The organism is Chroococcidiopsis sp. CCALA 051 (assembly GCF_003015105.1).
Lineage (GTDB): Bacteria > Cyanobacteriota > Cyanobacteriia > Cyanobacteriales > Chroococcidiopsidaceae > Chroococcidiopsis > Chroococcidiopsis thermalis.
Genome location: NZ_PYCI01000002.1, coordinates 70,940 through 96,614, shown reverse-complemented (window position 1 = coordinate 96,614; position 25,675 = coordinate 70,940). Strand labels below are relative to the sequence as shown.

20 protein-coding genes are annotated in these 25,675 nt (G+C 44.7%); 11 read left to right on the top strand and 9 right to left on the bottom strand.

Going from position 1 to position 25,675, the window contains the following annotated elements; translation table 11 throughout:
* Positions 1-578: 578 nt before the first annotated feature.
* Complete coding sequence (locus tag C7Y66_RS00955) at positions 579-2,447, top strand: ABC transporter ATP-binding protein (RefSeq protein ID WP_106544133.1); 1,869 nt, start codon at positions 579-581, stop codon at positions 2,445-2,447.
* A gap of 144 nt (positions 2,448-2,591) precedes the next feature.
* On the opposite strand, the gene C7Y66_RS00950 is transcribed toward C7Y66_RS00955, so the two are convergent.
* Both C7Y66_RS00950 and C7Y66_RS00945 read right to left on the bottom strand, forming a co-directional pair.
* Entirely contained in the window at positions 2,592-3,695 is a 1,104-nt protein-coding gene (locus tag C7Y66_RS00950; RefSeq protein ID WP_106544132.1) for an ABC transporter ATP-binding protein, read from the bottom strand.
* Between the two features lie 131 nt (positions 3,696-3,826).
* Entirely contained in the window at positions 3,827-4,048 is a 222-nt protein-coding gene (locus tag C7Y66_RS00945) for a helix-turn-helix transcriptional regulator (RefSeq protein ID WP_015152181.1), read from the bottom strand.
* Positions 4,049-4,213: 165 nt separating this feature from the next.
* Here C7Y66_RS00945 and C7Y66_RS00940 point away from each other — a divergent pair, with 165 nt between their 5' ends.
* The gene (locus C7Y66_RS00940) at positions 4,214-4,687 is read left to right on the top strand and encodes a hypothetical protein (RefSeq protein ID WP_106167597.1); all 474 of its coding nucleotides are present in this window, start codon (positions 4,214-4,216) and stop codon (positions 4,685-4,687) included.
* A gap of 98 nt (positions 4,688-4,785) precedes the next feature.
* Positions 4,786-6,576: a translational GTPase TypA gene (typA, locus tag C7Y66_RS00935; RefSeq protein WP_015152179.1), complete on the top strand. Its 1,791-nt coding sequence runs from the start codon at positions 4,786-4,788 to the stop codon at positions 6,574-6,576.
* Positions 6,577-6,684: 108 nt separating this feature from the next.
* Here typA and mnmA read toward each other — a convergent pair whose 3' ends face one another.
* Together mnmA and lepA are read right to left on the bottom strand one after the other, a co-directional pair.
* Entirely contained in the window at positions 6,685-7,746 is a 1,062-nt protein-coding gene (gene mnmA, locus C7Y66_RS00930) for a tRNA 2-thiouridine(34) synthase MnmA (RefSeq protein WP_106544131.1), read from the bottom strand.
* Positions 7,747-7,887: 141 nt separating this feature from the next.
* Complete coding sequence (gene lepA, locus C7Y66_RS00925) at positions 7,888-9,702, bottom strand: translation elongation factor 4 (RefSeq protein ID WP_015152177.1); 1,815 nt, start codon at positions 9,700-9,702, stop codon at positions 7,888-7,890.
* A gap of 401 nt (positions 9,703-10,103) precedes the next feature.
* Here lepA and C7Y66_RS00920 point away from each other — a divergent pair, with 401 nt between their 5' ends.
* The 7 genes from C7Y66_RS00920 to C7Y66_RS00890 all read left to right on the top strand — a co-directional run bounded on the left by C7Y66_RS00920 (position 10,104) and on the right by C7Y66_RS00890 (position 17,754).
* Positions 10,104-10,331: a ribbon-helix-helix domain-containing protein gene (locus tag C7Y66_RS00920; RefSeq protein WP_015152176.1), complete on the top strand. Its 228-nt coding sequence runs from the start codon at positions 10,104-10,106 to the stop codon at positions 10,329-10,331.
* A 110-nt stretch (positions 10,332-10,441) separates the two neighbouring features.
* Entirely contained in the window at positions 10,442-12,274 is a 1,833-nt protein-coding gene (locus tag C7Y66_RS00915; protein ID WP_015152175.1) for an ATP-binding protein, read from the top strand.
* A gap of 166 nt (positions 12,275-12,440) precedes the next feature.
* Complete coding sequence (locus C7Y66_RS00910; protein ID WP_106544130.1) at positions 12,441-13,091, top strand: DUF3386 domain-containing protein; 651 nt, start codon at positions 12,441-12,443, stop codon at positions 13,089-13,091.
* 146 nt (positions 13,092-13,237) lie between these two features.
* Complete coding sequence (locus C7Y66_RS00905; protein ID WP_015152173.1) at positions 13,238-13,468, top strand: NifU family protein; 231 nt, start codon at positions 13,238-13,240, stop codon at positions 13,466-13,468.
* 151 nt (positions 13,469-13,619) lie between these two features.
* The gene (locus C7Y66_RS00900; RefSeq protein ID WP_106544129.1) at positions 13,620-15,869 is read left to right on the top strand and encodes a glycoside hydrolase; all 2,250 of its coding nucleotides are present in this window, start codon (positions 13,620-13,622) and stop codon (positions 15,867-15,869) included.
* 484 nt (positions 15,870-16,353) lie between these two features.
* Entirely contained in the window at positions 16,354-16,623 is a 270-nt protein-coding gene (locus tag C7Y66_RS00895; protein ID WP_106544128.1) for a microviridin/marinostatin family tricyclic proteinase inhibitor, read from the top strand.
* A gap of 153 nt (positions 16,624-16,776) precedes the next feature.
* Complete coding sequence (locus C7Y66_RS00890; protein WP_106544127.1) at positions 16,777-17,754, top strand: MvdD family ATP-grasp ribosomal peptide maturase; 978 nt, start codon at positions 16,777-16,779, stop codon at positions 17,752-17,754.
* Positions 17,755-17,809: 55 nt separating this feature from the next.
* Here C7Y66_RS00890 and C7Y66_RS00885 read toward each other — a convergent pair whose 3' ends face one another.
* From C7Y66_RS00885 to C7Y66_RS00870, 4 genes are all read right to left on the bottom strand, one after another.
* Positions 17,810-19,129: a CO2 hydration protein gene (locus tag C7Y66_RS00885; protein WP_106544126.1), complete on the bottom strand. Its 1,320-nt coding sequence runs from the start codon at positions 19,127-19,129 to the stop codon at positions 17,810-17,812.
* A gap of 51 nt (positions 19,130-19,180) precedes the next feature.
* Complete coding sequence (locus C7Y66_RS00880) at positions 19,181-20,671, bottom strand: NADH-quinone oxidoreductase subunit M (protein WP_106544136.1); 1,491 nt, start codon at positions 20,669-20,671, stop codon at positions 19,181-19,183.
* 104 nt (positions 20,672-20,775) lie between these two features.
* Positions 20,776-22,638: an NAD(P)H-quinone oxidoreductase subunit F gene (locus tag C7Y66_RS00875; RefSeq protein ID WP_106544125.1), complete on the bottom strand. Its 1,863-nt coding sequence runs from the start codon at positions 22,636-22,638 to the stop codon at positions 20,776-20,778.
* A gap of 884 nt (positions 22,639-23,522) precedes the next feature.
* Complete coding sequence (locus C7Y66_RS00870) at positions 23,523-24,254, bottom strand: hypothetical protein (RefSeq protein ID WP_106544124.1); 732 nt, start codon at positions 24,252-24,254, stop codon at positions 23,523-23,525.
* Positions 24,255-24,328: 74 nt separating this feature from the next.
* Between C7Y66_RS00870 and C7Y66_RS00865 the strand changes: the two genes are divergently transcribed.
* Positions 24,329-25,015, top strand: a complete 687-nt coding sequence (locus C7Y66_RS00865; RefSeq protein ID WP_233222468.1) for an HAD family hydrolase — start codon at positions 24,329-24,331, stop codon at positions 25,013-25,015.
* 43 nt (positions 25,016-25,058) lie between these two features.
* Here the strand turns inward: C7Y66_RS00865 and C7Y66_RS00860 are convergent, their stop codons facing one another.
* On the bottom strand, positions 25,059-25,505 hold the full coding sequence (locus C7Y66_RS00860) for a GNAT family N-acetyltransferase (protein ID WP_106544122.1): 447 nt from the start codon (positions 25,503-25,505) through the stop codon (positions 25,059-25,061).
* Between the last annotated feature and the right edge of the window lie 170 nt (positions 25,506-25,675).

Below are 25,675 nucleotides of genomic sequence, written 5' to 3'. Positions count from 1 at the left end.
GAGACGTTATATATAACGTCTCTATACGAGAAACTGCTATAGCAGTTCTAAATGATTTGTGCTTCTAGCCAGCCGCAGGCTAGAAGCCTGCTCCACGTTCATGAATCAAATTGGATTGCTATAAAATCAAATAAGTTAAATAAGAAGTTTTCTCCTTTTTAAAGCAAGCTAAAAAGATTGAAATACAAAATTTAAGTACGAAACTTATACAAGATTGAGTATTTGAATCATATAAATATGCAAAATAATATATCTGGCATAAAAAATTGCCAGAGGATTGTAGCGATCGCGATAGTTTCAGATAAAGATTGATACAGGGATTACTGATAATAATACTGAAAAACGGTGAATGTAATATGTAGTTTTCATATTTTTTTGATTAAGACTAGTAGCAGACGGATAGTAGGCATTGAATCGCTCCATATTAGGCAGATTCGGGTAACCTCCTCATCAGAAATAGAAAAACTGAGCGATCGCCTGCAAAAATCTAGCCAGAATGAGAGCGATCTTGAGTCAGTACTAGCGCTAAATTAAGAAAATGTATTTTAGATGACCGATCGTCCATTAAAGGTTGCAGCATGACGACATCAGCGCCCGTATCCCAACCCGTCAGAAATCGCCGCCGCCAGAATGATTGGCGATTGTTCCTAAGATTAATTCCTTACGGTCGCCGTCACGGTAGGTTATTGTTGATTTCCACGGTTTTGCTAGTTCCAGTAGCGATCGCCAATGCCGTTCAACCAATTTTGATCGGTCAAGCAATCTCCCTCATTCGTAAAGAACCAAATACCTACGATTTTCTCAAAAATCTACCTCTGGGGCAGGGTTTACAAATTCTGGAAGGTTTGTTGCTGTTAACAGTGATAGTTCGTCTAATCTTTTCAGGCGTGCAAGGCTACTTAGTGCAAAAAGTCGGGCAACAAATGACAGCAGATATTCGCAACGATCTCTTTGCACACGTTACATCTTTAGCAGTTCGCTTTTTCGATCGTACTCCTGTGGGAAAATTAATTACTCGCTTAACCAGCGATGTGGAAGCATTAGGAGATGTCTTCACAACTGGAGCAATAGGTATTATCAGCGATCTATTCTCCATGTTAGTAATTTTAGCTCTCATGTTTCAGCAACAATGGCAGCTCGCTTTAATGCTGTTGTTGATGCTATTTCCAGTCACGGGATTAATTATTTTCTTTCAGCAGCAATATCGGAAAGCCAATTATAAAGCTAGAGAAGAACTGTCTTTACTCAATTCCACCTTACAAGAGAATATTTCTGGGATTAATGTCGTACAGATGTTTCGCCGCGAACAATTCAACGCCGAACTATTTCGCGCCACGAATTTAAACTATATTCGTGAGGTAGATAGAACGATCTTTCACGATTCAGCAGTCTCGGCAACTTTAGAATGGATAGCTTTAATAGCAGTTGCAGGGGTACTCTGGTTGGGTGGTATTTTTGTCCTGCAAGAAAGATTAGAATTTGGCGTTCTTGCTGCATTTATTCTATTTGCTCAACGATTATTCGATCCTTTACGCCAGTTTGCGGAAAAATTTACTGCAATTCAAGCCGGATTTACAGCTGTTGAGCGCATCAGCGATATTTTAGACGAACCAATTGAGATTCGCGATCCGGTTGAGAATTCGGAATTCGGAATTCGGAATTCGGAATTCAAGATACACCATCAACCAACAACCAACTACCAACAACCAACTACCCATGTCGGAGAAATCCGTTTTGAACATGTCTGGTTTGCTTATAAAAATAACGATTATGTGATTAAAGATTTAGATTTTACGATTCGTCCAGGAGAAAAAATTGCTTTAGTTGGTCCTACGGGGGCGGGAAAAAGTTCGATTATTCGGCTGCTGTGTCGTCTCTACGAACCGACACGAGGACGAATATTAGTGGATGGAGTTGATATTCGAGATATTCCGCAGGCAGAATTGCGCTGTCGGATGGGTGTGATTCTGCAAGAAGGTTTTATTTTCGCGGGAGATGTGAAAAGTAATATCACACTGGGGGATACTTATTCTTTTGAAGAGATCCGCGCCGCCGCAGAGAATACGAATGTGGCACAGTTTATCGAGCAGCTGCCTCAAGGATACGATACTCAGTTGCGAGAGCGCGGTACGAATCTTTCTAGCGGACAAAAGCAATTGTTGGCGTTTGCGCGTGCGGCAATTCGTAACCCTCATATCCTTGTACTAGATGAAGCTACGGCTAGTTTGGATGTAGGTACGGAAGCTTCGATTCAAGATGCCTTGGAACGCTTGTTAGAGAGGCGAACGGCAATTATTATTGCTCACCGTCTTTCCACAATTCGCAATGTAGACCGAATTTTTGTCTTGAAGCGGGGTGAATTAGTCGAGTCTGGAACTCATGAGGAGTTGATACAGCTTGGTGGGTTGTACGCAGGTTTGCACCAGTTGCAGATGTTGGGTACATAACCAAATAAAAAGGCAGAGGAATACTGAAAGCGTCCCCTGCTCTGTTTCCTTGTCAATTATTAAGAATTGTAACACGTGCGATCGCGCTTGCTGCTCTATCTGAGGGGGAATTTGCGTTGTAGGGTGCTTTAGTAACGCACCCTACTATGGATACAACCGCTCGCCTGTGGTTGGTTCAAAGACAAATAAACAATCTAGATCTAGTTGCAGAGATAAGCGATCGCCTACACGTAAATTGACATTAGGACTCACTTGTGCGTTTAATAATACGCTCGTTCCTGGTACGTTGCCTTTAATTAAAATCTCTCTTCCCAATGGTTCTACTACTTTTAAGTGAGTCGTGAGTAGCGAGTCGCGTGTATTGTTTTGGCTGCTGAATGGTTCATTGACATAAATACACTCAGGACGAATTCCTAAATCTACAGGTTTTCCTGGTGCTAAATTCAATTTCTGTTGTATTTCTGTCGGACAAGAAATGTGTTGCTCCCCTATCTGAAAACCTTGATTTGTATAAATAGCAGGCATAATATTCATGGGTGGATTGCCCAAAAAAGTTGCTATCATCTGATTAGCTGGATGGGCATAAACTTCTTGTGGTGCGCCAATTTGTTGAATCTTGCCGCGATTTAATACGACAATTTTATCGGCTAATGTCATCGCTTCAACTTGATCGTGAGTGACATACACAGTTGTTACACCTAATTGTGCGTGTAACTGTTTTAATTCTGCCCGCGTATCGTCTCGTAATTGAGCATCTAAATTCGATAGGGGTTCATCTAATAAAAATACTTGTGGCTGACGCGCGATCGCTCTACCTAATGCTACCCGTTGTTGCTGTCCCCCCGATAGTTGTTTGGGTTTGCGATCGAGTAAATTTTCTAAAGAAAGCGATCGCGCTACTGTCTCTACTCGTTCTCTGATAATTTTGCGATCGACTTGCCGCATTTGCAATCCAAAGGCAATATTTTCTGCTACCGTCATGTGAGGGTAGAGGGCGTAATTTTGAAATACCATCGCTACATCGCGCTGTCTGGCGGGGATATTATTCATCAGCGTGTCCCCAATATAAAGTTTGCCAGATGTAGCTGTTTCCAAGCCCGCGATCGTCCTCAAAATTGTAGACTTACCGCATCCCGAAGGTCCCACCAGTACCCAAAATTCTCCATTGGGAACTTCAAATGTAATATCCTCGATCGCCGTGACGTTGTTAAATCGGCGCTTAATATCTTCTAGACGGACGTTTGCCATTACTAGGGAGTAGGGAGTAGGGAGTACGGGAAAAGTCAACCACTGACTACCAACTAATACAATAGTTTATCCTTCATCCTTGACCAATTGTTTTAATTCTGCAACCACCCGTTCTTTTTAAAAGCGATCGCCTATTCTTTCACGACTTCTAATAAGTCTTCGATAATTACATCAAAAGTCTGCGCTAACTTCCGCAGTGCGTTAATATCTGCCATTGCCATCCCAGGAGAAGCAGCATAAGTTTTCACTGTACCGTAAGCTACTCCCGATCGGTCGGAAACTTCTTTTAACGTCCACCCTTCTTTTGCAGCAAATTCTCTAATCTTTAACCGTACTAATCCGTTTGTTGACATGCCGTTGACTTGTCAGCTGAAGCGTTATACAATATCAAAGCTTATTAAAAGCGATCGCCCTGGTCTGGCAAACTGTGACGACCGCTTTGTCAAAATACAACCCACAAAGTAGGAACTCACTACCAGGAGTAGAGATTTTTCACTACAAAGTGAGAATTCATTCATATGATAGCAACAGAAAACACGCAAGCAAAGTATATTCATCCTTTAGCGCGATTTGTTACCAAAGAAGCGATCGCCCTTTGCCTTAACTTGCAACCAGAGCAAATCTACAAAATCGACTGCTGGCGCTACGTCATCCACGTTGTCGGTAAAGGCGTGAGTACGTTTGTCAGCTATGCCGATTTACCTCCGATCCTCGGAGTCGAACCGCCAACAAACAAAGATTTTTTTCGCTGGCGCAAGCGGTTTGCCAAGCATAAAAAACAAGCCCCCCAATTTTGGGAAGCATTCTACCAGCAAAAATTGCAGCAAGCAGCTTCCCAGACTGAGTTAGACCAATGGAAGCAAATCTTGCAGGTAATCGAACAAATCCTTCCCTCGGATTCTGTAGCAGCATTACGCACTGTATTTGAGGAAACGCGATCGACAATCCGATCGTACCGACTCCCGACTCCCCTCATAAGCTACAATTATTAAGGCATATTTACAGAATTGCTATTATTGACTCAATTCTGCTAAAGGCTGCTAACACTGTATCAGCTTAATTATCCTATACAAAACTCTGGAACGCCCTTATGACGCTCCCCATTCGCAACGTCGCCATTATCGCCCACGTCGATCACGGCAAAACTACTCTCGTTGATGCCCTCCTGAGACAATCTGGCATCTTCCGCGAAGGGGAAGACGTACCTGATTGCGTGATGGACTCAAATGCCTTGGAACGAGAGCGAGGCATTACCATCTTGTCAAAAAATACAGCGGTGCGCTACAAAGAGACGCTGATCAACATTGTCGATACTCCCGGTCACGCTGACTTTGGCGGCGAAGTCGAACGAGTTTTGGGCATGGTTGACGGTTGTATCTTGATTGTAGATGCCAACGAAGGACCGATGCCGCAGACGCGTTTCGTGCTGAAGAAAGCCTTAGAAAAGGGACTGCGCCCGATTGTTGTGGTTAATAAAATTGACCGACCCCAGGCAGATCCTCACGGTGCAGTTGATAAAGTTTTGGATCTGTTTCTAGAACTGGGTGCAGACGATGACCAGTGCGATTTTCCCTATTTATTTGCTTCCGGTTTAAGCGGCTATGCCAAAGAAGATTTAGAAGCCGAAGGGGTAGACATGCAGCCCCTATTTGATGCGATTTTACGTCACGTTCCGCCACCTGTAGGCGATCCGGCAAAGCCATTGCAGTTGCAGGTCACGACTCTAGATTACTCGGAGTATGTAGGACGAATTGCTATTGGTAAAATCCATAATGGTACGATCCGCGTCGGACAGCAAGCCGCTTTGATCCGCGACACGGGGGAAATTGTTAAAGGCAAAGTCACAAAATTGATGGGCTTTGAGGGTTTAAAACGGATCGACCAAGAAGAAGCATCTGCGGGTAACATTATTGCGATCGCCGGATTTGCCGATGCTAATATTGGCGAAACGATTACCTGTCCTAACGAACCCCAGGCATTACCACTGATTAAAGTGGACGAGCCGACCTTACAAATGACGTTTTCCGTCAACGACTCGCCCTTTGCCGGACAAGAAGGAAATTTTGTGACTTCCAGACAGGTACGCGATCGCTTGATGCGAGAATTGGAAACTAACGTCGCTCTGCGCGTGGAAGAAACCGACTCCCCCGATAAATTCTTGGTTTCGGGACGCGGCGAACTCCACTTGGGAATCTTAATTGAAACCATGCGACGTGAAGGTTACGAATTTCAAGTTTCTCAGCCACAAGTCATTTATCGCGAAGTCAGCGGGCAACCCTGCGAACCGTTTGAATATCTGGTGTTAGACGTACCGGAAGAAGCCGTAGGTAGTTGTATCGAACGTCTGGGACAGCGACGGGGTGAAATGCAAGATATGCAAGTTGGGGGTAACGGACGCACTCAACTCGATTTCGTCATTCCCGCCCGTGGATTAGTAGGCTTCCGAGGCGAATTCATGCGAATGACTCGCGGCGAAGGCATCATGAATCACAGCTTCCTCGAATATCGTGCCATTTCTGGAGAAATCGAAGCCCGTCGCAACGGCGTACTGATTTCTTTTGAAGAAGGAGTAGCCACTTTCTACGCCATGAAGAACGCCGAAGACAGAGGCGTATTCTTTATCACTCCTGGTACTAAAGTCTACAAAGGTATGATTGTGGGCGAACACAATCGCCCGCAAGACTTAGAACTGAATGTTTGCAAAACCAAACAGCTAACCAACCACCGTGCTGCTAGCGGTGATGAATTAGTCCAGTTGCAAGCACCTGTAGACATGAGCCTAGAACGCGCTCTAGAGTACATTGGACCCGACGAGCTAGTAGAAGTGACCCCTAAGTCAATTCGGCTGCGGAAGCTATCGAAAAAGCTGGCTAAGCGATGATCTGCATAGAGGCGTTGTTGTAGAGACGTTACATGTAACGTCTCTACGTTGGGTGAAATATATAACTTGTAGGGGCGCACAGCTGTGCGCCCCTACGTGTATACAAAATCAATTCGGTGCTGGCTTTTCAATAATTCCGCCACCCAGGACAACATCACCGTCGTACCAAACAGCAGCTTGTCCAGGGGTAATGCTAAATTGGGGTTCGTCGAATACCAACTCGACGCGAGAATTTGCCAAAGGAACCACTGTTACATCTACCGCAGTCGAACGATACCGCACTTGGACTTGAGCGCGAATGGGTGCATTGGGTTCGGATATAGAAACCCAGTTTACCCGCCCAACGGTACATTCTATCTGGTTAGCAGTGGTGCGATCGCCCACAATCACCCGATTCATCACCGGATCTAAGCCAATCACGTACAGCGGTTCGGCTGCGGCAATTCCCAAACCCTTACGCTGCCCGATCGTATAATGATGGACACCATCATGCTGTCCGAGTACCTTACCAGCAGTATCGATAATTTCGCCTTTTTTGGGAGCAATGTATCTATCCAAAAACTCCCGCATAGAACCGTGACTTTCAATCAAGCACAAGTCTTGGCTTTCTGGCTTGTCGGCTGTTTTCAAATTGTATTCAGAGGCGATTTGGCGCGTTTCAGCTTTTAGTTTTTCGCCTAATGGAAATACGACACCTGCTAAAACATCTTGGGTCAAATCGTATAAAAAGTACGACTGATCCTTATTGCGGTCTACAGCACGTCGCAATTGATAGCGTCCCGATGTTGAATCGTGGGTAATTCGAGCGTAGTGTCCCGTCGCAATTTTGTCTACACCCAATTTTTCCCTGGCATACTGCAACATCGGGCTGAATTTGACAGTTTTGTTGCACTGCGAACAGGGTAGCGGGGTAATACCGTCGCTATATCCAGAGACTAAGTAGTCAATGATGTGGGTTTGAAAAACTTCCCGCATATCGACAATGTGATGTGGAATACCCAATTGTTCGCAGATATACGCAGCATCTACCATTCCCTCCGAACAGCATTGTCCTTTGCCTTTCATCAGCCAAAGGGTCAGACCAACGACATCATATCCTTGGTTATGTAGAATGGCGGCGGCGGTGGAACTGTCAACTCCACCAGAAAGACCGACGACGATTTTATTCATGGTTCTGGGAAAATGGTTGAGACACTGATACTAATTTAGATCACTGGGTTAGAGGAGGTGTGGTGTATCAGGTTTTTGGTATGGGTAAAATTTAACGCAGATGGACGCGGATGTAGAGACGTTACATGTAACGTCTCTACATTATTGCGAACCATCCAATTTTAGTACAGCCATAAATGCTTCTTGAGGTACGTCTACCGTACCGACGGCTTTCATTCGCTTTTTACCTTTAGCTTGCTTTTGCAAGAGTTTTTTCTTGCGGCTGATGTCACCACCGTAGCATTTGGCGAGTACGTCTTTACGCAGTGCGGGAATGTGTTCGCTGGCGATAACTTTGCTGCCAATGGCGGCTTGGATGGGGACTTTGAATTGATGGCGCGGGATTAATTCTTTGAGTTTTTCTGCCATCGCGCGTCCGACACCATAGGCTTTGTCACGATGGACGATCATTGCTAAAGAGTCTACCGGATCGCCGTTGATCATCAGATCTAGGCGGACTAAGGGATTTTCGCGGTAGCCAATCAGATGATATTCCATGCTGGCATATCCGCGCGATCGCGACTTCATTTGATCGAAAAAGTCTGTTACGACTTCTGCCAAAGGCAATTCATAAGTTAATGTCGTGCGCCCCTGGGTAAGATACTTCATATCTTTGAAGATTCCCCGCCGATTTTGACACAACTCCATCAACGTGCCAACAAAAGATTCTGGCGTAATCATTTCTACTTGAGCGTAGGGTTCAGCAATGCTTTCCCGTTCGTTGGGTGCTGGTAACTTGCTGGGATTATCAACATAAATTTCTTCGCCGTTGTTGGTAACTACTTTGTAAACTACCGATGGGGCTGTAATTACCAAGTCTAGATCGTATTCTCGTTCTAAACGTTCTTGGACGATTTCCATGTGTAGCAATCCCAAGAAGCCGCAGCGGAAACCAAACCCCATCGCGCTTGAGGTTTCCGGTTCGTATTGCAAGGCTGCATCGTTAAGCCTCAGCTTTTCCAGAGCATCGCGCAGATTTTCAAACTCGTCTGAGTCAGTGGGAAACATCCCACAAAATACCATCGGCTTTGCTTCGGTGTAACCTGGTAAAGCCTGAGTTGCTGGTTTTGCTGCTAGGGTAATTGTATCGCCCACCCGCGCATCGGCTACAGCTTTAATGGCGGCGGCGAGATAACCGACTTCTCCGGCGTGCAGTTCTTCAACTTGCTTTTGATTTGGAGAGAGGACACCTAATTCGTCAATTTCGTATTCTTTTTTCGATGCCATCAAACGGACGCGATCGCCTTTTTTCACCGTACCATCCATGACGCGAAAATAGACGATTACGCCTCGGTAACTATCGTAGTAGCTATCAAAAATTAACGCCCGTAAGGGATCGTTAATCGTATTACGTGGAGGTGGTACGCGCTGGACGATCGCCTCTAAAATCTCGTCAATGCCGATTCCCTCTTTTGCCGATGCTAAAATTGCATTGCTGCAATCTAAGCCAATAATTTGTTCGATCTCCTCAATCACCCGTTCTGGTTCTGCCCCTGGCAAGTCAATTTTATTCAATACGGGAATAATTTCTAAGTCATGCTCCAAGGCTAAGTAGACATTTGCTAGAGTTTGTGCTTCTACTCCTTGGGAAGCATCGACAACTAATAATGCTCCTTCGCAAGCTGCTAAAGAGCGAGACACTTCATAAGAAAAGTCAACGTGTCCTGGGGTATCAATTAAGTTAAGGACGTAGGCTTCTCCGTCCTTTGCTTGATAGTTCATCCGAGCCGCTTGTAACTTAATCGTAATGCCGCGCTCTCGTTCCAACTCCATATTATCGAGAAACTGCTGCTTCATCACCCGTTCTGCAACCGTACCAGTTGTCAGCAACAGGCGATCGGCTAGAGTTGATTTCCCGTGGTCAATGTGAGCGATAATTGAAAAATTACGAATACGCTCGGCGGAAACATCTGTCATATTTTTACGATTTAGTAGCAAGCAAATAGCGATCGTACTTAACGCATTTTAATCTTTTATTGAGGGAGTAGGAAGTGGCTAGTGGCTGGCGGCTAGTTGGATTGACACATGACGTTAGCCAAACTCGACCCTTTGCCCAAAAGCATTTGACAAGCATTATCTTGAACTAACCTTGTGTGTCGTTGCAGCTAGTAGTAGGATTCTTCATCTAGTCACTAGTCACCAGCCACTAGTCACTGCTAACTGGTCGCCGATCGCGCTTACAATAGTCCTATTCGGACGCGATCGCCCTTGAGTAGCGCCGGGAAAGTCCTGTTCTAGTTTAGATAGCTGCGCAGGAAGAACTGCAAGCCAAGTATGGCAAAAGGTACGTTTGCTAAATCAATTACCGTTTAGCGCTTATGAATGACAACATCGATACATCAGACGCAAACCTCGACAAGGTAAAACTCTCTATTCATTTAGATTCGGAACTCGTCGATCAAATTCAGCATTTAACTAACGATCCGAGTAAAGTGATTGAAGTCGCGATCCGTCAATGGTTGCGCGGTGAAACGCAGCGAGATGATGAACTAACCCGTACGATCCCTCGTACACCCGTACCACCGCGCGGTGAGTGGAACGATTAACAGTTTTCATCTAACTTGGTAACGCTCTCTTGACTAGAGTGCTTGGTAAATTGCTGACGATACCAAGCAAAATTCCCAATCTATCAGGTTTTGTGCCAAACTCGAAGCAAATGTTTGTCGAGTCATTCGACTTGCGCTGTGTCGAACTATCTTTAGTAATGAGTGCTAATACAGATTCCCATCAGCCAGCTTTCACATCTTCATTCGAGTCATTTGGTATGAATTCCAGCGGCTCTCTATCATCTCTAGGAGCTGAATTAGCCTACGTACAGGATAGCTCGGGTTGCTATCTTTATTTCTCATGGCAACAAGCCGATAGTGTAGGTTTGCAGCAAGAGCGGATTGTAGGACAATCTTTAGAACAAACTTTTGGACCTTTAGATCCAACTCCCTACTTAAGACGGGTGCAAAGGATTTTGGAAAGTCTTGTTCCCGAACGCTGTCACTGTGTATTTCGCTACGGACAAAAATTGTTTGGATTTGAGTTGGCAATTAGCCCAATTTTACCCGCAACGGGATCGGCTACTTCTGTTTTAGTCATAGGGCGACACTTAGAAGAAATAGACAACGAAGTGGTAGCCGATGTCTATTCGGAATTGGCGACTACGGCAATGGGATCGCTCGGTTCAGTTTCGTCTAAAAAGCTTCTCAGTCAAATTGCGCGTAACATTCGCCGCACGTTAGATCTAAATACAATTTGGCAGCAAACTGTAGAAAGTTTGGGTCAAGCCTTGGGTGTCAGTCATTGTATTATCTGCTCGTATAGACCGGAAGATCTCCATTTACAAGTGGTAGCTGAGTATCGCCAAATGGCAGTGCGATCGATGCTGGGTCAATCAATTGATATCATGCACGAACCAGGTTACTGTCAGGCTTTAGAGACTCTTGCACCTGTGGCGATCGAAAAGACAGAAAATCCCCAGTTTCAACAATCAATCTTACTATTAGCAACGGTCGATCGCGATAAGCCTAACGGCTTAATTTGCTTGCAGCATTGCGAACGCAGCCTTCAACCACAGACTCACAGTAATTCGATGTTGCATCCGATCCCTCGCTTACGCCAGTGGACGACGGAAGAAATCGAGTTAGTCCGAGATTTAGCCGATCAAATTGGTACGGCGATCGCCCATGCTACTCTTTACAAGCAGCTAGAAGAAGCTCGTCAACAAGCAGAAGAAGCCTCTCGCCTTAAAAGCGAATTTCTCGCTAACACTTCCCACGAACTCCGCACGCCGCTCAATGGAATGCTGGGATTTTTAAAGTTAGTGCTGGAGGGGATGGCAGACGACCCTGAAGAACAGGAAGAATTTATCCAAGAAGCCTATCGCTCTGGCTTGCACCTGCTCAATATCATCAACGACATTCTAGATATTGCCAAAATTGAAGCAGGCAAAATGGATTTGGAGTTAGGTCAAGTTAGACTCAACGAACTATTTAGCGATCTCGAAGACTTTACCAGAACCCAAGCCGAGCAGAAAAATTTAAGTTTGCAAATCCAATTACCACCTACGGCAGACGAAATCATTGTCTTAGGGAATTACCAAAGGCTATTGCAAGTGATGCTAAATTTGGTCGGGAATGCGATCAAATTTACCCATGAAGGCGGAGTCACCATTAGTGCGGATATCACCCGGAAAAAAACCATTTTTCAAAATCAAGTCCTACCGGGAATGGTGAAAGTTCGTGTTGCCGATACGGGCATTGGTGTTTCTTTAGATAAGCAAGATAAACTATTTCAATCCTTTAGCCAAGTAGACGGCTCTCGCACGCGGCAGTATGGAGGTACTGGTTTGGGATTAACAATATCCCAAAAGCTAGTTGAAGCTATGGGGGGAACAGTCAATTTTTATAGTATGGGTGAGGGACTCGGTTCCACAGTTACCTTTACAGTCCCTTTGTATCAAGAGCCGTTGATGGTATTAGGACTGGGAGATGGGGAGTGAGGGGTGAGGAGCGAGGAGTGAGGAGTTGGGGAGAAAGAAATTTACAATCTCCACACCCTACACCCTTTGATCACGCACCACACCACACACCACGCACTACTCTCTTTCCCTCGCTCCTCACTCCTCATTCGGACTACACTGTAAAAGGTGAAGTCACAACAGTGCCATGACAGAGCAAACAAGTGCGCGAGACTTATTCAAGACGGCTTATGAAAACCGCTATACCTGGGATGAAAACTTTCCTGGTTACAGTGCAGACGTGCAATTGACGCAAGGTAATGAAGTCTACACGGGTAGAATTCGGATAAATCGCGATTTGAGCGTAGAAGTTACAGGCATAGAAGACGAAAAAGTACAAGAGAGCGTTTACACGCAGCTACGAGATATTGTTACTCACCGCAAGCGATCGCAATTCGAGCAGTCTCACGGTAAAAATGAGTTTAACCTCGGTAAACTCGATGACAGTGGCGCAGTAGAAATCCTGGTCAAAGGCGATGCTATGGGTTCTAACTATAAAGTGCGCGGTACGGAGATTTGCCAAGTCAGCCGCGTTATGGGTCGCATGGCTTTTGTCATCGATACTCACGATAGCTTAGATACAGGCGGGGGGTACGTAGCTAGTCGCTACGATGCGGTGTTCCGCAATCCCCAAACTAACGAAGTCATCAAGGTATTAAAGTTTCAAGACTTTTACGAAAAAGTTGGTGACTATTACGTCATGACCAAGCAAATTGTAGAAGACTATCAGCAACAAGAACGAATTAAAACTGAGTTTAACTTCTCTAATGTCAAACTACTAGAGGCTGTTGCTGTTTAGTTGGTAGTTGGTAGTTGGTAGTTGGTAATTGGTAATTGGTAATTGGTTACTGTTCCCTGTTACCTTTCTTCTGTGACAACTGATAACTGACAACTGACTAGAGCTAGGATCGTTTTAGCAAGTTTGTTAAACAAAGGTCTAATTCTATGGAACTTACAACAGATAATGTAGAAACAGTTTTGGATGAAATGCGCCCCTATCTAATGTCAGATGGTGGCAACGTAGAACTCGTCGAACTCGACGGTCCAATCGTGCGGTTGCGGTTACAAGGAGCTTGTGGTTCTTGCCCTAGTTCTACCATGACTCTGAGAATGGGAATCGAGCGCCGTTTGCGGGAAATGATCCCCGAAATCGCTGAAGTCGAACAAGTGATCTAGCGATGAGGTAATGGGTAATGGGTAATGGGTAATGGGTTAATGGTTGACAGTTCGCGGTTGACGGTTGACTGTCTTCACTCCGTGTAGCGTCTACCACCGATTACCAATTACCAATTACCAACTACCAACTACCAACTACCGATCGATACCTATGCCCCATCCTTTATACGTTGCATTCGTCTGGCATCAGCACCAACCACTGTATAAAAGTCGCGATCGCAGTTCTGCTTCTACATCCAATCAGTATCGCTTGCCGTGGGTCAGGTTGCACGGGACAAAAGACTATTTGGATTTGGTGTTAATTCTAGAGCGTTATCCTAAGTTACATCAAACGGTTAACCTCGTTCCTTCTCTGATTCTGCAACTAGAAGATTACATTGCTGGGACTGCTTTCGATCCATATCTGACAGTTAGCTTGACACCTACAGAGCAACTGCAAAGGGAGCAGCAACAATTTATTATTGCTAACTTTTTTGATGCCAACCATCATACCCTGATCGATCCCCACCCCCGTTATGCAGAGTTGTACCATCAACGGCAGGAACGCGGTGCAGCTTGGTGTTTGGACAATTGGCAGAAGGAAGATTACGGCGATCTACTGGCTTGGCATAATTTGGTTTGGATCGATCCAATTTTTTGGGACGACCCTGAAATTGCTCAATGGTTGCAGCAAGGTCGGGGTTTTACTTTAAGCGATCGCCAGCGGATTTATTCTAAACAAAGGGAAATTATTAGTAGAATTGTCCCCCAACATCGCCACATGCAAAAAACGGGGCAACTAGAAGTTACTACCTCGCCTTATACTCATCCAATTCTGCCTTTACTTGCCGATACTAACTCCGGTCGGGTTGCCGTACCGAATATGAACCTGCCTAACTACCGCTTTCAGTGGGCAGAAGATATTCCGCGTCACTTGCAAAAAGCATGGGAGTTATACGAAGACCGCTTTGGACAAGTACCCAGGGGTTTGTGGCCCTCCGAACAGTCTGTCAGCCCTGAAATTCTCCCCTATATTATCAAGCAAGGATTTAATTGGATCGTCTCTGATGAAGCCGTTTTAGGGTGGACGCTCAAGCACTTTTTCCACCGTGACGGGGCGGGAAATGTCGTCGAACCAGAATTGTTATACCGTCCCTATCGCTTGCAGACAGCAGCCGGAGATTTATCCATTGTCTTTCGCGACCATAGATTGTCAGATTTAATTGGCTTTACCTATGGTTCGATGCCTCCCAAACGCGCCGCAGCAGATTTGGTGGGACATTTGGAGTCGATCGCCCATCAGCTCAAACATCACCAAGAAGGAGATCGTACTAGCTTAGAACAACCTTGGCTCGTCACGATTGCATTAGATGGAGAAAACTGCTGGGAATACTATCCTCAAGATGGCAAACCCTTCTTAGAAAACTTATATCAAACTCTCAGCAACCATCCTCATATCAAACTCGTCACCGTCTCGGAATTTATCGACGCTTTTCCCCCAACTGCAACAATTCCAGGTGAGAAATTACACAGCGGTTCCTGGGTAGATGGCAGCTTTACCACTTGGATTGGCGACCCGGCAAAAAATCGAGCTTGGGACTTGCTAGCAGCAGCGAGAGAGGTATTGGCACAGCATCCAGAGGCGACAGAAGAGAATAACCCCGAAGTTTGGGAAGCTTTGTACGCTGCTGAGGGTTCCGATTGGTTTTGGTGGTTTGGTGAAGGTCATTCCTCCAATCACGATGCTATCTTCGACCAGTTATTTCGAGAGCATTTGTGTGGCATTTATCAAGCCTTAAATCAACCCGTTCCTCCAGTGCTGTTGCGTCCGGTGGAAATTCATGCTGCTCCTGCCGACCATCGCCCCCAAAGCTTTATTCACCCTAATATTGATGGCATGGGCGACGAGCAAGACTGGGACAAAGCCGGACGCTTAGAAGTTGGGGGAGCGCGGGGAACGATGCATCAAAGCAGCACGGTTCAGCGCATTTGGTATGGCGTAGATCACCTAAATTTCTATCTCAGATTAGATTTCAAAACAGGAGCAAAGCCAGGTCAGGACTTGCCACCAGAACTCAATTTACTCTGGTTCTATCCCGATCGCACCATGCATAACAGCCCCGCACCTTTGGTAGACTTGCCAGAGCAATCGCCAATGAACTATATGTTTCACCATCGCTTGGAAGTTAACTTACTGACACAATCGGTTCACTTTCAAGAGGCGGGAGAACACTATCAATGGCATCCCCGCGCCAGTCGCGCTCAAGTAGCGTTGGAGCGTTGTTTAGAAGTCGCAGTTCCTTGGGCAGATCTGCAAATGCCACCTGATTACCCTTTACGCTTAGTTTTAGTATTGGCGGACGAGGGTAGATTCCAGCAGTATTTACCTGAGAATGCTTTGATTCCGATTGAAGTACCCTAGAGAAGAGAGCTAGGGAAGCTGAGGGAGCCCAGGGGGCTGGGGGCAATTACCAATCGGCTCCTGACTCTTGTACGGGCGGGTTTAGCAAAAGATTTACGGCTGACGGCAAGAAATCTTTGGTCAAAACCCGCCCTTGACAATATCTGATATCCGACCATACCCATGCGTTTTTATATACCCTAAATAAATTTTTGTAAAGGTGTGCGTAACCTCTATACTGCTGGATGAAGTGGTGAGTATAGGTTGCTAACTAAAGCTTAGCAATACAACTTAAAAATTTAGAATTTGAAATTCAGAATAAGTTGAATGCTTTCAAACCCATATAAGGCGTGAAAAAATTAGATTTTTCTGTTTTCAGCCCCGTAGATTTGTCTGTGGGGTTTGTCATTCATAGTTCTACGACTATAATTCTAAATTCTTTTGATAAGAGTTTGCTGAGCTATTACTGTAACTTGAATTAAACAATCGGAGGTAAATAAAACCTATGTCTGACATGAATTCACGAAATTTAAATTCACCAATTCCTTTTTTCGCCCACTTTCTAGAAGGACAATTTGGAGCAGAACTTTCAGAAGCAGAAATGGCATCTGTGAGTGGTGGTAGCGAATATGCAACAACGCTAGCATATCCATCTGACGTTGACGTTGACGGTGGTAATAAAGGTTATGAATTCCCATCGATCGATGTACCCAAAATGCCATCTATGCCTGAGTTTCCAAAGTTTCCATCAATCTCTGATTATTACAAGAAATAGTTTGTAAGCCGTAATTCGTAATTCGTAATTCGTAATTTATTAACTCTAAGTACAAGCACTTAGCTTAATGATAGAAAATAATTATCAAGTCATGATGTAGAGAGTAACAGCTACGAATTACGAGTTAGCGATCGCAAATTGGAGTATAACGATATGACAGTTTTGATCGTGACTCATAGTCGAGATCATGAGGGTATTTCCTTAGTTATGGATGCGATCGCAGCTCAAGGTGGAAAGGCATTTCGCTTTGATACCGATCGCTTTCCGACGCAGACACAGTTAGAGATTTATTTCGGACTGGGAACGGAAAGGTTCGTACTAATTGATGGTGCAAACCAACTCAATTTACAAGATGTCTCCGCAGTTTGGTATCGACGCATTCGCATGGGTGCAAGGATTCCCACAACGATGGATACTCAACTACGCCAAGCCTCAGTTCAAGAGTCGCAAGCTACGATTCTGGGGGCGATCGCTAGTCTCAATATTTTTCACCTTGACTCCGTGTCCCATATTCGCCGTGCAGAACACAAGCAGTTACAATTACAAATTGCGCGATCGCTTGGTTTAGAAACTCCGCGTACTCTAATTACAAACAATCCCCAAGCAGTGCTGGAATTTGCACGAGAGTGCAGTTCGGGTATGGTGACGAAAATGCTCACTACCTTTGCAATCTACGATCGAGGACAAGAGCAAGTTGTTTTTACCAATTCAGTTAAGCCAGAGGATTTAGAAAATTTAGAGGGATTGCGCTTTTGTCCAATGTGCTTTCAAGAAAACATTCCTAAAGCATTAGAACTAAGGACAACAATTGTCGGACAGCACGTATTTACAGCTGCTATTGATTCTCAAATTTCTCCTGAAGCGCGTCATGACTGGCGGCGACAAGGATTGACTTTGATTGATGCTTGGCAACCTTACACTCTTCCTCAAGAACTTGCTGTAAGATTGCGACAGATGATGACATATTTTCAGTTAAACTATGGAGCATTCGATCTCATTTTGACTCCAGACGGGCGTTATATATTTTTAGAAATTAATCCCGTAGGAGAGTTCTATTGGCTGGAAAAACATGCTGGTTTACCAATTTCGCAAGCGATCGCAGATATCCTCACAAAAAGCTCCCCTTTTTAAGGCAATAATGTTTACATAAAAAGCCCCCCTTTTGAAGGGGGGTTGGGGGGATCTTCTAGCGATAATCTGAAGTCTGAATTTGTCTCAAACGCGCCGCATCTCGCATATTAAATTCTGGACGACAGAAGCGATTAATTTGCTTTTCAAAAAATTCTCGATTTGCTTGCAAATGTCTTGGATTTGGATCGTCTAACGGATACAACAATGCAGTTCTTAACGCTTGAATAACTGCCGAAGTTACGCAGTACATCGATCGCTGGAATGTAATACCCAATTGCACTAAAATATCATCTTCGCCTCGACAGTGTTGCTGGTAATAATCTCTAAGATATTGAGGCAAGAAATGATACATATCTTGTGCTAATAACGTAGGTGGAATACCAGCCGTACCTACAGGAAATTTATCAGCATATAAAACGCCATAGTGGAAATCTTTTTGTTCGGTAGGAATTTGTCCAGCTTGGGCATTATATGATTTCGTTCCCCGGAAAGGAGAGGTGCGGTAGAAAACAGCTTCTACATAAGGTAACGCCGCTTCGTAAAGCCAGGTAAAACCCTTTGATTTAGGAATAATTTCGTAGCGTTCGCCGCGAATATAAACGTGGTGGTAAATTGGACGACCCGCGATCGCAAAAATTCCATTCACCAAGAAATTCATCGCGTCGGGAACTCCCTTAAATCCGCCTTCATCGTAGATATCAGACATCTCGAAGAAGACTGGAGCCATTACCTCCCAGAATAAGCCCAAGTTGGCGTAGTAAGATGCCTGACGGCACTGTTCTAAAAACATTTCTGGGAACAGTTTATACAGCCCCAGCATGGCTGGATTGTACTTGAAATAAGCTTTAATGGCGCGATCGGCATTTGCCTTATATTCATCCGAGTCGAGATAGGCATCAAACTTGCCATAACCCATATCTCTACCGTGCCACAACATCGCCCGCATACATTCTTCGGCAAATTCCATGTTGATGCGATCGTGGAACCAGTGATGCAACAATCTAGGCATCTTGCGAGTTTCACCTTTCTCCATAAAGGCAAGTAGTTCGGGATGCACTGTGGCGGGTCCTCGCCAAATCCGCAAATCGGCATCGTCGCCTGCATAATGATTGTGCAGGTCTAAATACTCTTGAGGAATGAAGTATTTGAAGAAAGGTAGCGGATCGAGAAAGACTCGTTCGCCAATATACAATAAGTCGCGCCAGTAGAAATCCATCGGTACGGCATATGCCTTATAAATACCGATAATTTGCATCAAATTTTCTGGCGTATCTGGTAGCATTGCCCCGCCTGCTTCTAAGCGATGAATGATATCGGCAAATTCATGCTTGGATGGGGGCAGCTTCGTTGTAGATTTTTCTTGAGCAAGTACCATATCTGTAGTGAGTAGTGAGTAGTGGTAGGGGCGCACAGCTGTGCGCCTCACCTAATTTTTGATTGCAATTTGCTGTGTATTATTGACGCGAACCGTAGCAACCATAGCAGTGGTAGTAGTTTCACTCCAACGTACTAGCCAAGTGGGTTGAATGCCCAAAAATAGGATCAGTGCCGTGAGGACGAGGGCGGGAACTTTTTCCGACCAGGTAACTTTGGGATAATAAGCCGTCTTGTTATCTAACTTCCCGAAGCAAGTACGGTTGAGCAAAATCACAAAATATACCGCTGTTAGCCCCGTACATAGAACGCAAACGAGAGTAGGTAAGGGAAATCTAGCGTAGCTGCCTTGTAGGACTAAAAATTCGGCAATAAAACCAGTCATGCCTGGAATTCCCGCGCTTGCCATGCCCCCCATTACTAGAAGGGCGCTAATGTATGGCAATCCGCGAATTGGACTCATCAATCCGTTTAAGACATCGAGTTCGCGAGTCCCAACTTTGGCTTCAATGACACCGATCAAGTTAAATAGAATTGCCAAAATTAGACCGTGAGCAACCATTTGCGCCACTGCACCAACCGTACTCAACTGGGTAGCAGCAGCCGCAGCCAGCATGACATAACCCATGTGTCCGATCGAACTATAGGCAACCATGCGCTTGATGTCTTTTTGCGCGATCGCCGTTACCGCACCATAAACCGCGCTAATTGCCCCGATAATTGCTAAACCAGGGGCGACAATCGCCCAAGTTTCGGGAAATAATCCTAAACCGAATCGGATAATCCCATAGGTTCCTAACTTTGCTAGGATTCCCCCTAACATAATTGCTACGGGTGGAGAAGCCTCTGTGTAAGCATCAGGTAACCAAGTGTGTAGGGGAACCAAAGGAATTTTAATGCCAAATCCAACTAATAGGATGGTAAGGAGGATTAATTGCGCTTGTAGGGGTAATCCTGTGGTGGCGATCGCGTTGTAATCGAAACTAGAAGATCCTGTCAGCCAAGTAATACCCAAAAAGCCAGCCAGAATCAAAATTCCTGAAACTGCCGTGTAAATCAAAAACTTCATCGCAGCGTAGCCGCGCTTTGCCGTTCCACCCCAGATTGCAATCAGCAGATAGAAAGGAATTAGCTCGACTTCGTAAAATAGGACGAACAGCAGCAAGTTTTGCGCCAGGAATCCACCCACCACCCCAGCATAGATCAGCAGTAACAAAGCGTAGTACAGCCGAGGACGGGTAATATTTTCGCTACTACTATAAATTGCAATCCAAGTCAATACCCCCGCTAAGGCGACTAGAGGGATAGACAAACCATCTGCCCCTAAGCTGTAGCTCAACCCCAAGGTATCAATCCAAGGCAACAGTTCGGAAAATTGCATCCCAGCTAGGGAGATGTCAAATTGACTCAGCAGTACCAGCGTCCAAATAATGATACCAGTCGCGATCGCCAAAGCCAGCGATCGCGCCCGATCTCCTTTCATTGGTATAAATCCAATGCAAGCAGCACCGACGACAGGTATCCAGATCAAAGCACTCAGCATAACGATTTTGAAATTGGTAGTTGGTAGTTGGTAGTTGGTAGTTGGTGAGTGGCTAGTGAATAGATAAAGAATCAAGCCACTAGCCACTAGTCACTAGTCACTTTTCAGAATGAAAAACTGAGTTCCATGTGGGATAGGAGGGGCCAGCCGACGATCGTGCCTAGCAAACAAACGCCTAGCAAGATGGTTAAGGCGTAGAATTGCGATTGTCCAGAAGTGCTGTACTTTAGGGTTTCGCCTCCGAAAATCGAGACTAAGCCAACTAAATTTACAATCCCATCAACTAAGTAGCGATCGATCAGAGCAATTAGGCGAGAAACTACGGCTACTCCAAATACAATCGTTACCCGATACAAGTTAGCTGTATAGAGGTCGTAGGCGAAAAAGTCTTGCAGTGGTTTCCAAGGTAGCGTGACTGGTTTTGGAACCAAGGGTGAGAGGTAAACGACAGCTGAGATACTGCACCCAAAAATCGTAGACCAAATTAATAACAAAGCTACATCTTTGTTGATGTATGCCCATTCTGGCAGTAACGATAAGCTTTGCAATACTAACGGAGCGTGCATGACAAAACCCATTAAGATTGTCATTGGCAACATCATAGGCCAATGAACTTCAGGCGATCGCACGGTCATTGGCTTGGGTTTATTGCCAAACATGAGACAAAATACTCTGGTGACGCTGAAAGCTGTCAGCGCATTCGTGACTAAAATTACTCCGACTAGCAAAGGCTGAGTTGTCCACAATCCATCTGCGATTTGCAGCAATGCCCAAAATCCGCCTAAGGGTGGAAAAGCCACTAATCCGGCTGCACCAACAATAAAGGCAATAGCCGAAATCGGTCGGCGCGACCACAAACCTCCATAAAGGCGGAGATCCTGAGTAATACTATTCCAGACCACACCACCCGTACTCATGACGAGCAGTGAAATTGCTACGGCATGGGTGAACACTAACAGTAGTGCGGCTTGAGTTTGTCCCGTACCTACAGCCACAAATACCAAACCCATGAAGGCACTGACAGAATATGACAAAGCGCGCTTGACATCAACTTGAGCGATGACAATCAAAGAAGCACCTACGGCTGTCACCGCACCGATGAATGTGGCAAAAGATAGGGCGAAAGGCGAAAGTGCCAGGACTGGCTGAAGTTTCACGAGTACCCAAGCACCTGTTGCTACAACTACGGAATTACGCAAAATCGTTGCTGGTACGGGACCTTCCATTGCCTCGTCCAGCCATAAGTGCAGTGGAAATACGGCGCATTTACCCATTGGACCGGCAATCAGAGCCAAGCACACTAATGTTATTGCTGTGGGGTTGACGTTAGCTGTTTGCGCCCACCGTGCAAGTTCCGAGAAATCCCAAGTTCCAGCGAGGGGATATAGGGCAAGTACCCCCATCAATAGAAACAAATCGCCTACCCGTTTGGTCAAAAAAGCGTCTCTTGCTCCGGTGACTACCAATGGCTGACTGAACCAGAAGCCTAGTAACAAATAAGTACACAGGGTGAGAATTTCTAGAATAAAGTAGCTGAAGAACAGGGAGTTACATAGTACTAAGGCGCACATCCCAGCTTCAAACAGCGCCATCATGACGTGGAAACGCGCCCACCCCCAGTCCATTTCTAAATAGCCGATCGCAAAGACGATCGCCAGCACGTTTAAGCCTGTAACTAAAGCGATCGCACCTACCGTAAGTGAAGAAACTTCTACGGCGATCGTAAAGTCAAAATTGGCTACGTGCAACCAGGAAAAATATAAGTATTGAGCTGGTTTGTTCCAAGATGCGCTCAGGGCAATTAAAGCATGGGTGAAAGCAATAGCAGTCGTTACCAAGTTAATATATGCTGCTGGGCGGGGTCCCGTGCGTCGAATAATTCCAGGCGACCAAGGAATAGTCGAAATTGCCCCTATCAGGGCATAAATGGGAACTAACCAGATGGTTTGGAGGAAGGTGTCAGCCATCGGTATAAATACTCACTGCGTAAAACGACTCAAACTCTGAATACATTGAATCTGCCTGGAAAAGCCACGGGTGTAGCTGAGAATATGTAAACCAAGCAGATTTATGATGTTTTAATTTTTCAATTAATCAAAGCTTACACTTATATGGATTACAAAGAACTTATTTATCTAATAAACTATGCGATAAGTTAGATAAATTTTTCTTATAAAGGGAAAATCATTGAGAATAGCTATGCTTAAAATTGATTCCCGTTGATGGTTTGAAAGCGTACATTGGAACTGCTAATGGTTAGTATCGAGATCTACCGATTAGCAGAACGAGTGAGATCGCTTGCAGGCGAAATACAGAAGACAAGAATTAGAAATTCAGAAATAAAAGTATTTTTACCTAAATAAACATCCCAAATAAAAAACCTCCAAAATAAAAACCTCAAGTGTTGTGAACTTGAGGGAAATTGAAAAGTATTATCAAGGATACAGAATTTACAGACGGAGACACATGATACACACTCTTGTTAAAGCGTGTAACGGTAATTTTTGATTTGCTTGTTGGCAATAGCTATAGTTGTCAGTCTTGTCAGGCTGTTCTAAATGGATGGTTTCACATCCCTCTAAAGACTGCAAAGCAGGGGAAACGATAAAAACCCTACACCAATACCAGCACTACCAACAATTAAGTTGTACGGTCAATTAAACACTCGCGAGTTTGGGGCAACCATTTTCTACCCTGACATCGTTCTCCTTCGGGCGAAAATTAGCAGACTAAACAGCAAAATTTCTGCTCTGGTTGAACAACATTAGCGGTTTGTTCGCTAATAGTTTGTACTTTTAATTATGGACGATGCCAGAAAATTCTGTATAGCTTGAAACAATTTTTTAAGATTTTATTTCCGAATTCCGACTGCCGTAGTTTGTTTCCCCGTAGGGGTATGCCGAATTCTTTGCTGGTGTTGCTGGCGGTTAAACTGCTGCTGTGCGGAAGTCAGTAGTGCATATTCAATTGGCGATCGCATATCCCACTGTAATTGAGCTAGCAGTAGTAAACTACAACTCATGACCGCACCAGTTGTGAGAAACTGCCAACCGCCGACGTAAGATAAGAAACCAACGCTCAAAAAGTGAAGACATCCAGCCAAGCATAAAGCACGCGATCGCAAACCAATGCCCGTAAACAAATAACCAATTGCACTCAAACTCAACCACATCGGGCATAAGTGGATTAAAATCTCACCCCAACCGAGAAATATCCCCAAATCGGTGAAAACCACACCCGTTAGTACTAAAATTGCCCAACCACAGACGACCCAACGCAGACGTTCTACTCCTGCCCAAAACCAAGTTAGACTCATCATGGCGATCGCACCAACTATAGTCAAGCTCGACCACCAAATCGCTTGGATTGTCCAATTAATCGGTAAAAACTGCGCTGTGGCAAACATAACGCCAACAATGACAGCCCAAATAATAAACACTTGGTCTACTCGCGTGTAAATTCCTGAGTACAGTGTAATGCGATCGATTTTCCAATTAATTCGCCATAAACCTTGTAAATCTTGAATATCTAACTCTTCTTGCTTTTCTTTGAGCAATGGCTGCGCTAAGCTACTCAGATTCATTTATATTTTGCTGCTAGTTATTTTTACAATTTGTAACTCCCTCTATTGATAGATTATTTCATAAATTTTACAAAATGACACAAATCGTAAGAAGCACGATGGATAGCGAACTGAGTGATGTCAAGCAACCTAAAGTGATTTTTCTCGATGCTGTCGGGACAATGTTTGGAGTTAAAGGCAGTGTTGGTGAAGTGTACGCTCAGATCGCACAACAATTTGGCGTTACCGTACCAGCAGATCGTGTCAACAGTGCTTTTTATCAAAGTTTCAAAACTGCACCACCGCCTGTATTTCCTGGCAAGCAGCCAGAGGAAATTCCTCAATGCGAATTTGAATGGTGGGAAGCGATCGCGCGAAATACTTTTCAAAAAGCTGAATGTTTAGATAGTTTTACCGATTTTTCTGGCTATTTCAGCCAACTGTACGTACATTTTTCCACAGCAAAACCGTGGGTACTTTATCCCGACGTGCTACAAGCATTGCAATCTTGGCAGAAATTAGGCATTGAGTTAGGGGTGCTATCTAATTTCGATTCACGCTTGCATTCGGTTTTACAAGCTTTGGATTTATCCAAGTTTTTCACTTCCGTAACAATTTCTACCGAAGTTGGTGCGGCTAAACCCGATCCACAAATTTTTGCTGCTGCTTTAGACAAACATCAATGTTCGGCAAATTTGGCTTGGCACGTAGGCGACAGCTTACAAGAAGATTATCATGGTGCGAAAGCTGCTGGACTGCGGGCAGTTTGGTTGCAAAGATGATGGAAAAGTCAAAAGTCAAAAGTCAAAAGTCAAAAGTCAAAAGTCAAAATTCACTCACTCTCAACGAATAGTGATAAAACTCTTCATCCCTGGTGTATCCGAGTGATTCATACAAAGCTTGTGCTGAGAGATTAGAAATTTGTGTGGCGAGAGTCATTCTGATTGCTCCAGTTTCTTGAGCATACTGCTTTGCTCCTGTTAGCAATAATTTGGCAATTCCTTGTCTACGATGCGTTGCGACGACGAATAGATCGTTCAAAATCCAAATTCGTTGCATCGATACTGAAGAAAAACTAGGGTAAAGCTGGGTAAATCCGACGATTTGTCCATCGCTTGCAACAAAGATGACAGAATCGTGTTTTTGCAATCGTTCTTGCAGAAAAATCTTTGCAGTTGCCAAGTCCGATGCTTGTCCGTAAAAAACGCGATATTGGTCAAATAGTATAGCTATCGGTTCAAGATGCTCGATTTTAGCCTGAAAAACTTCCATAGCCTGCTTGAAATTTGCTCTATTCCCAGATTACCAGGCTAGGTTGGTAATAGGGGAGGTATAGAAATCAGGTTTAAGTACATGTGTACTATAATGGTAGGCAGGTATATTTTCACTTACAGCTCGAACGGAGTCGATCGCCTCTGAATCCAGCTTCAGGTAACACCACC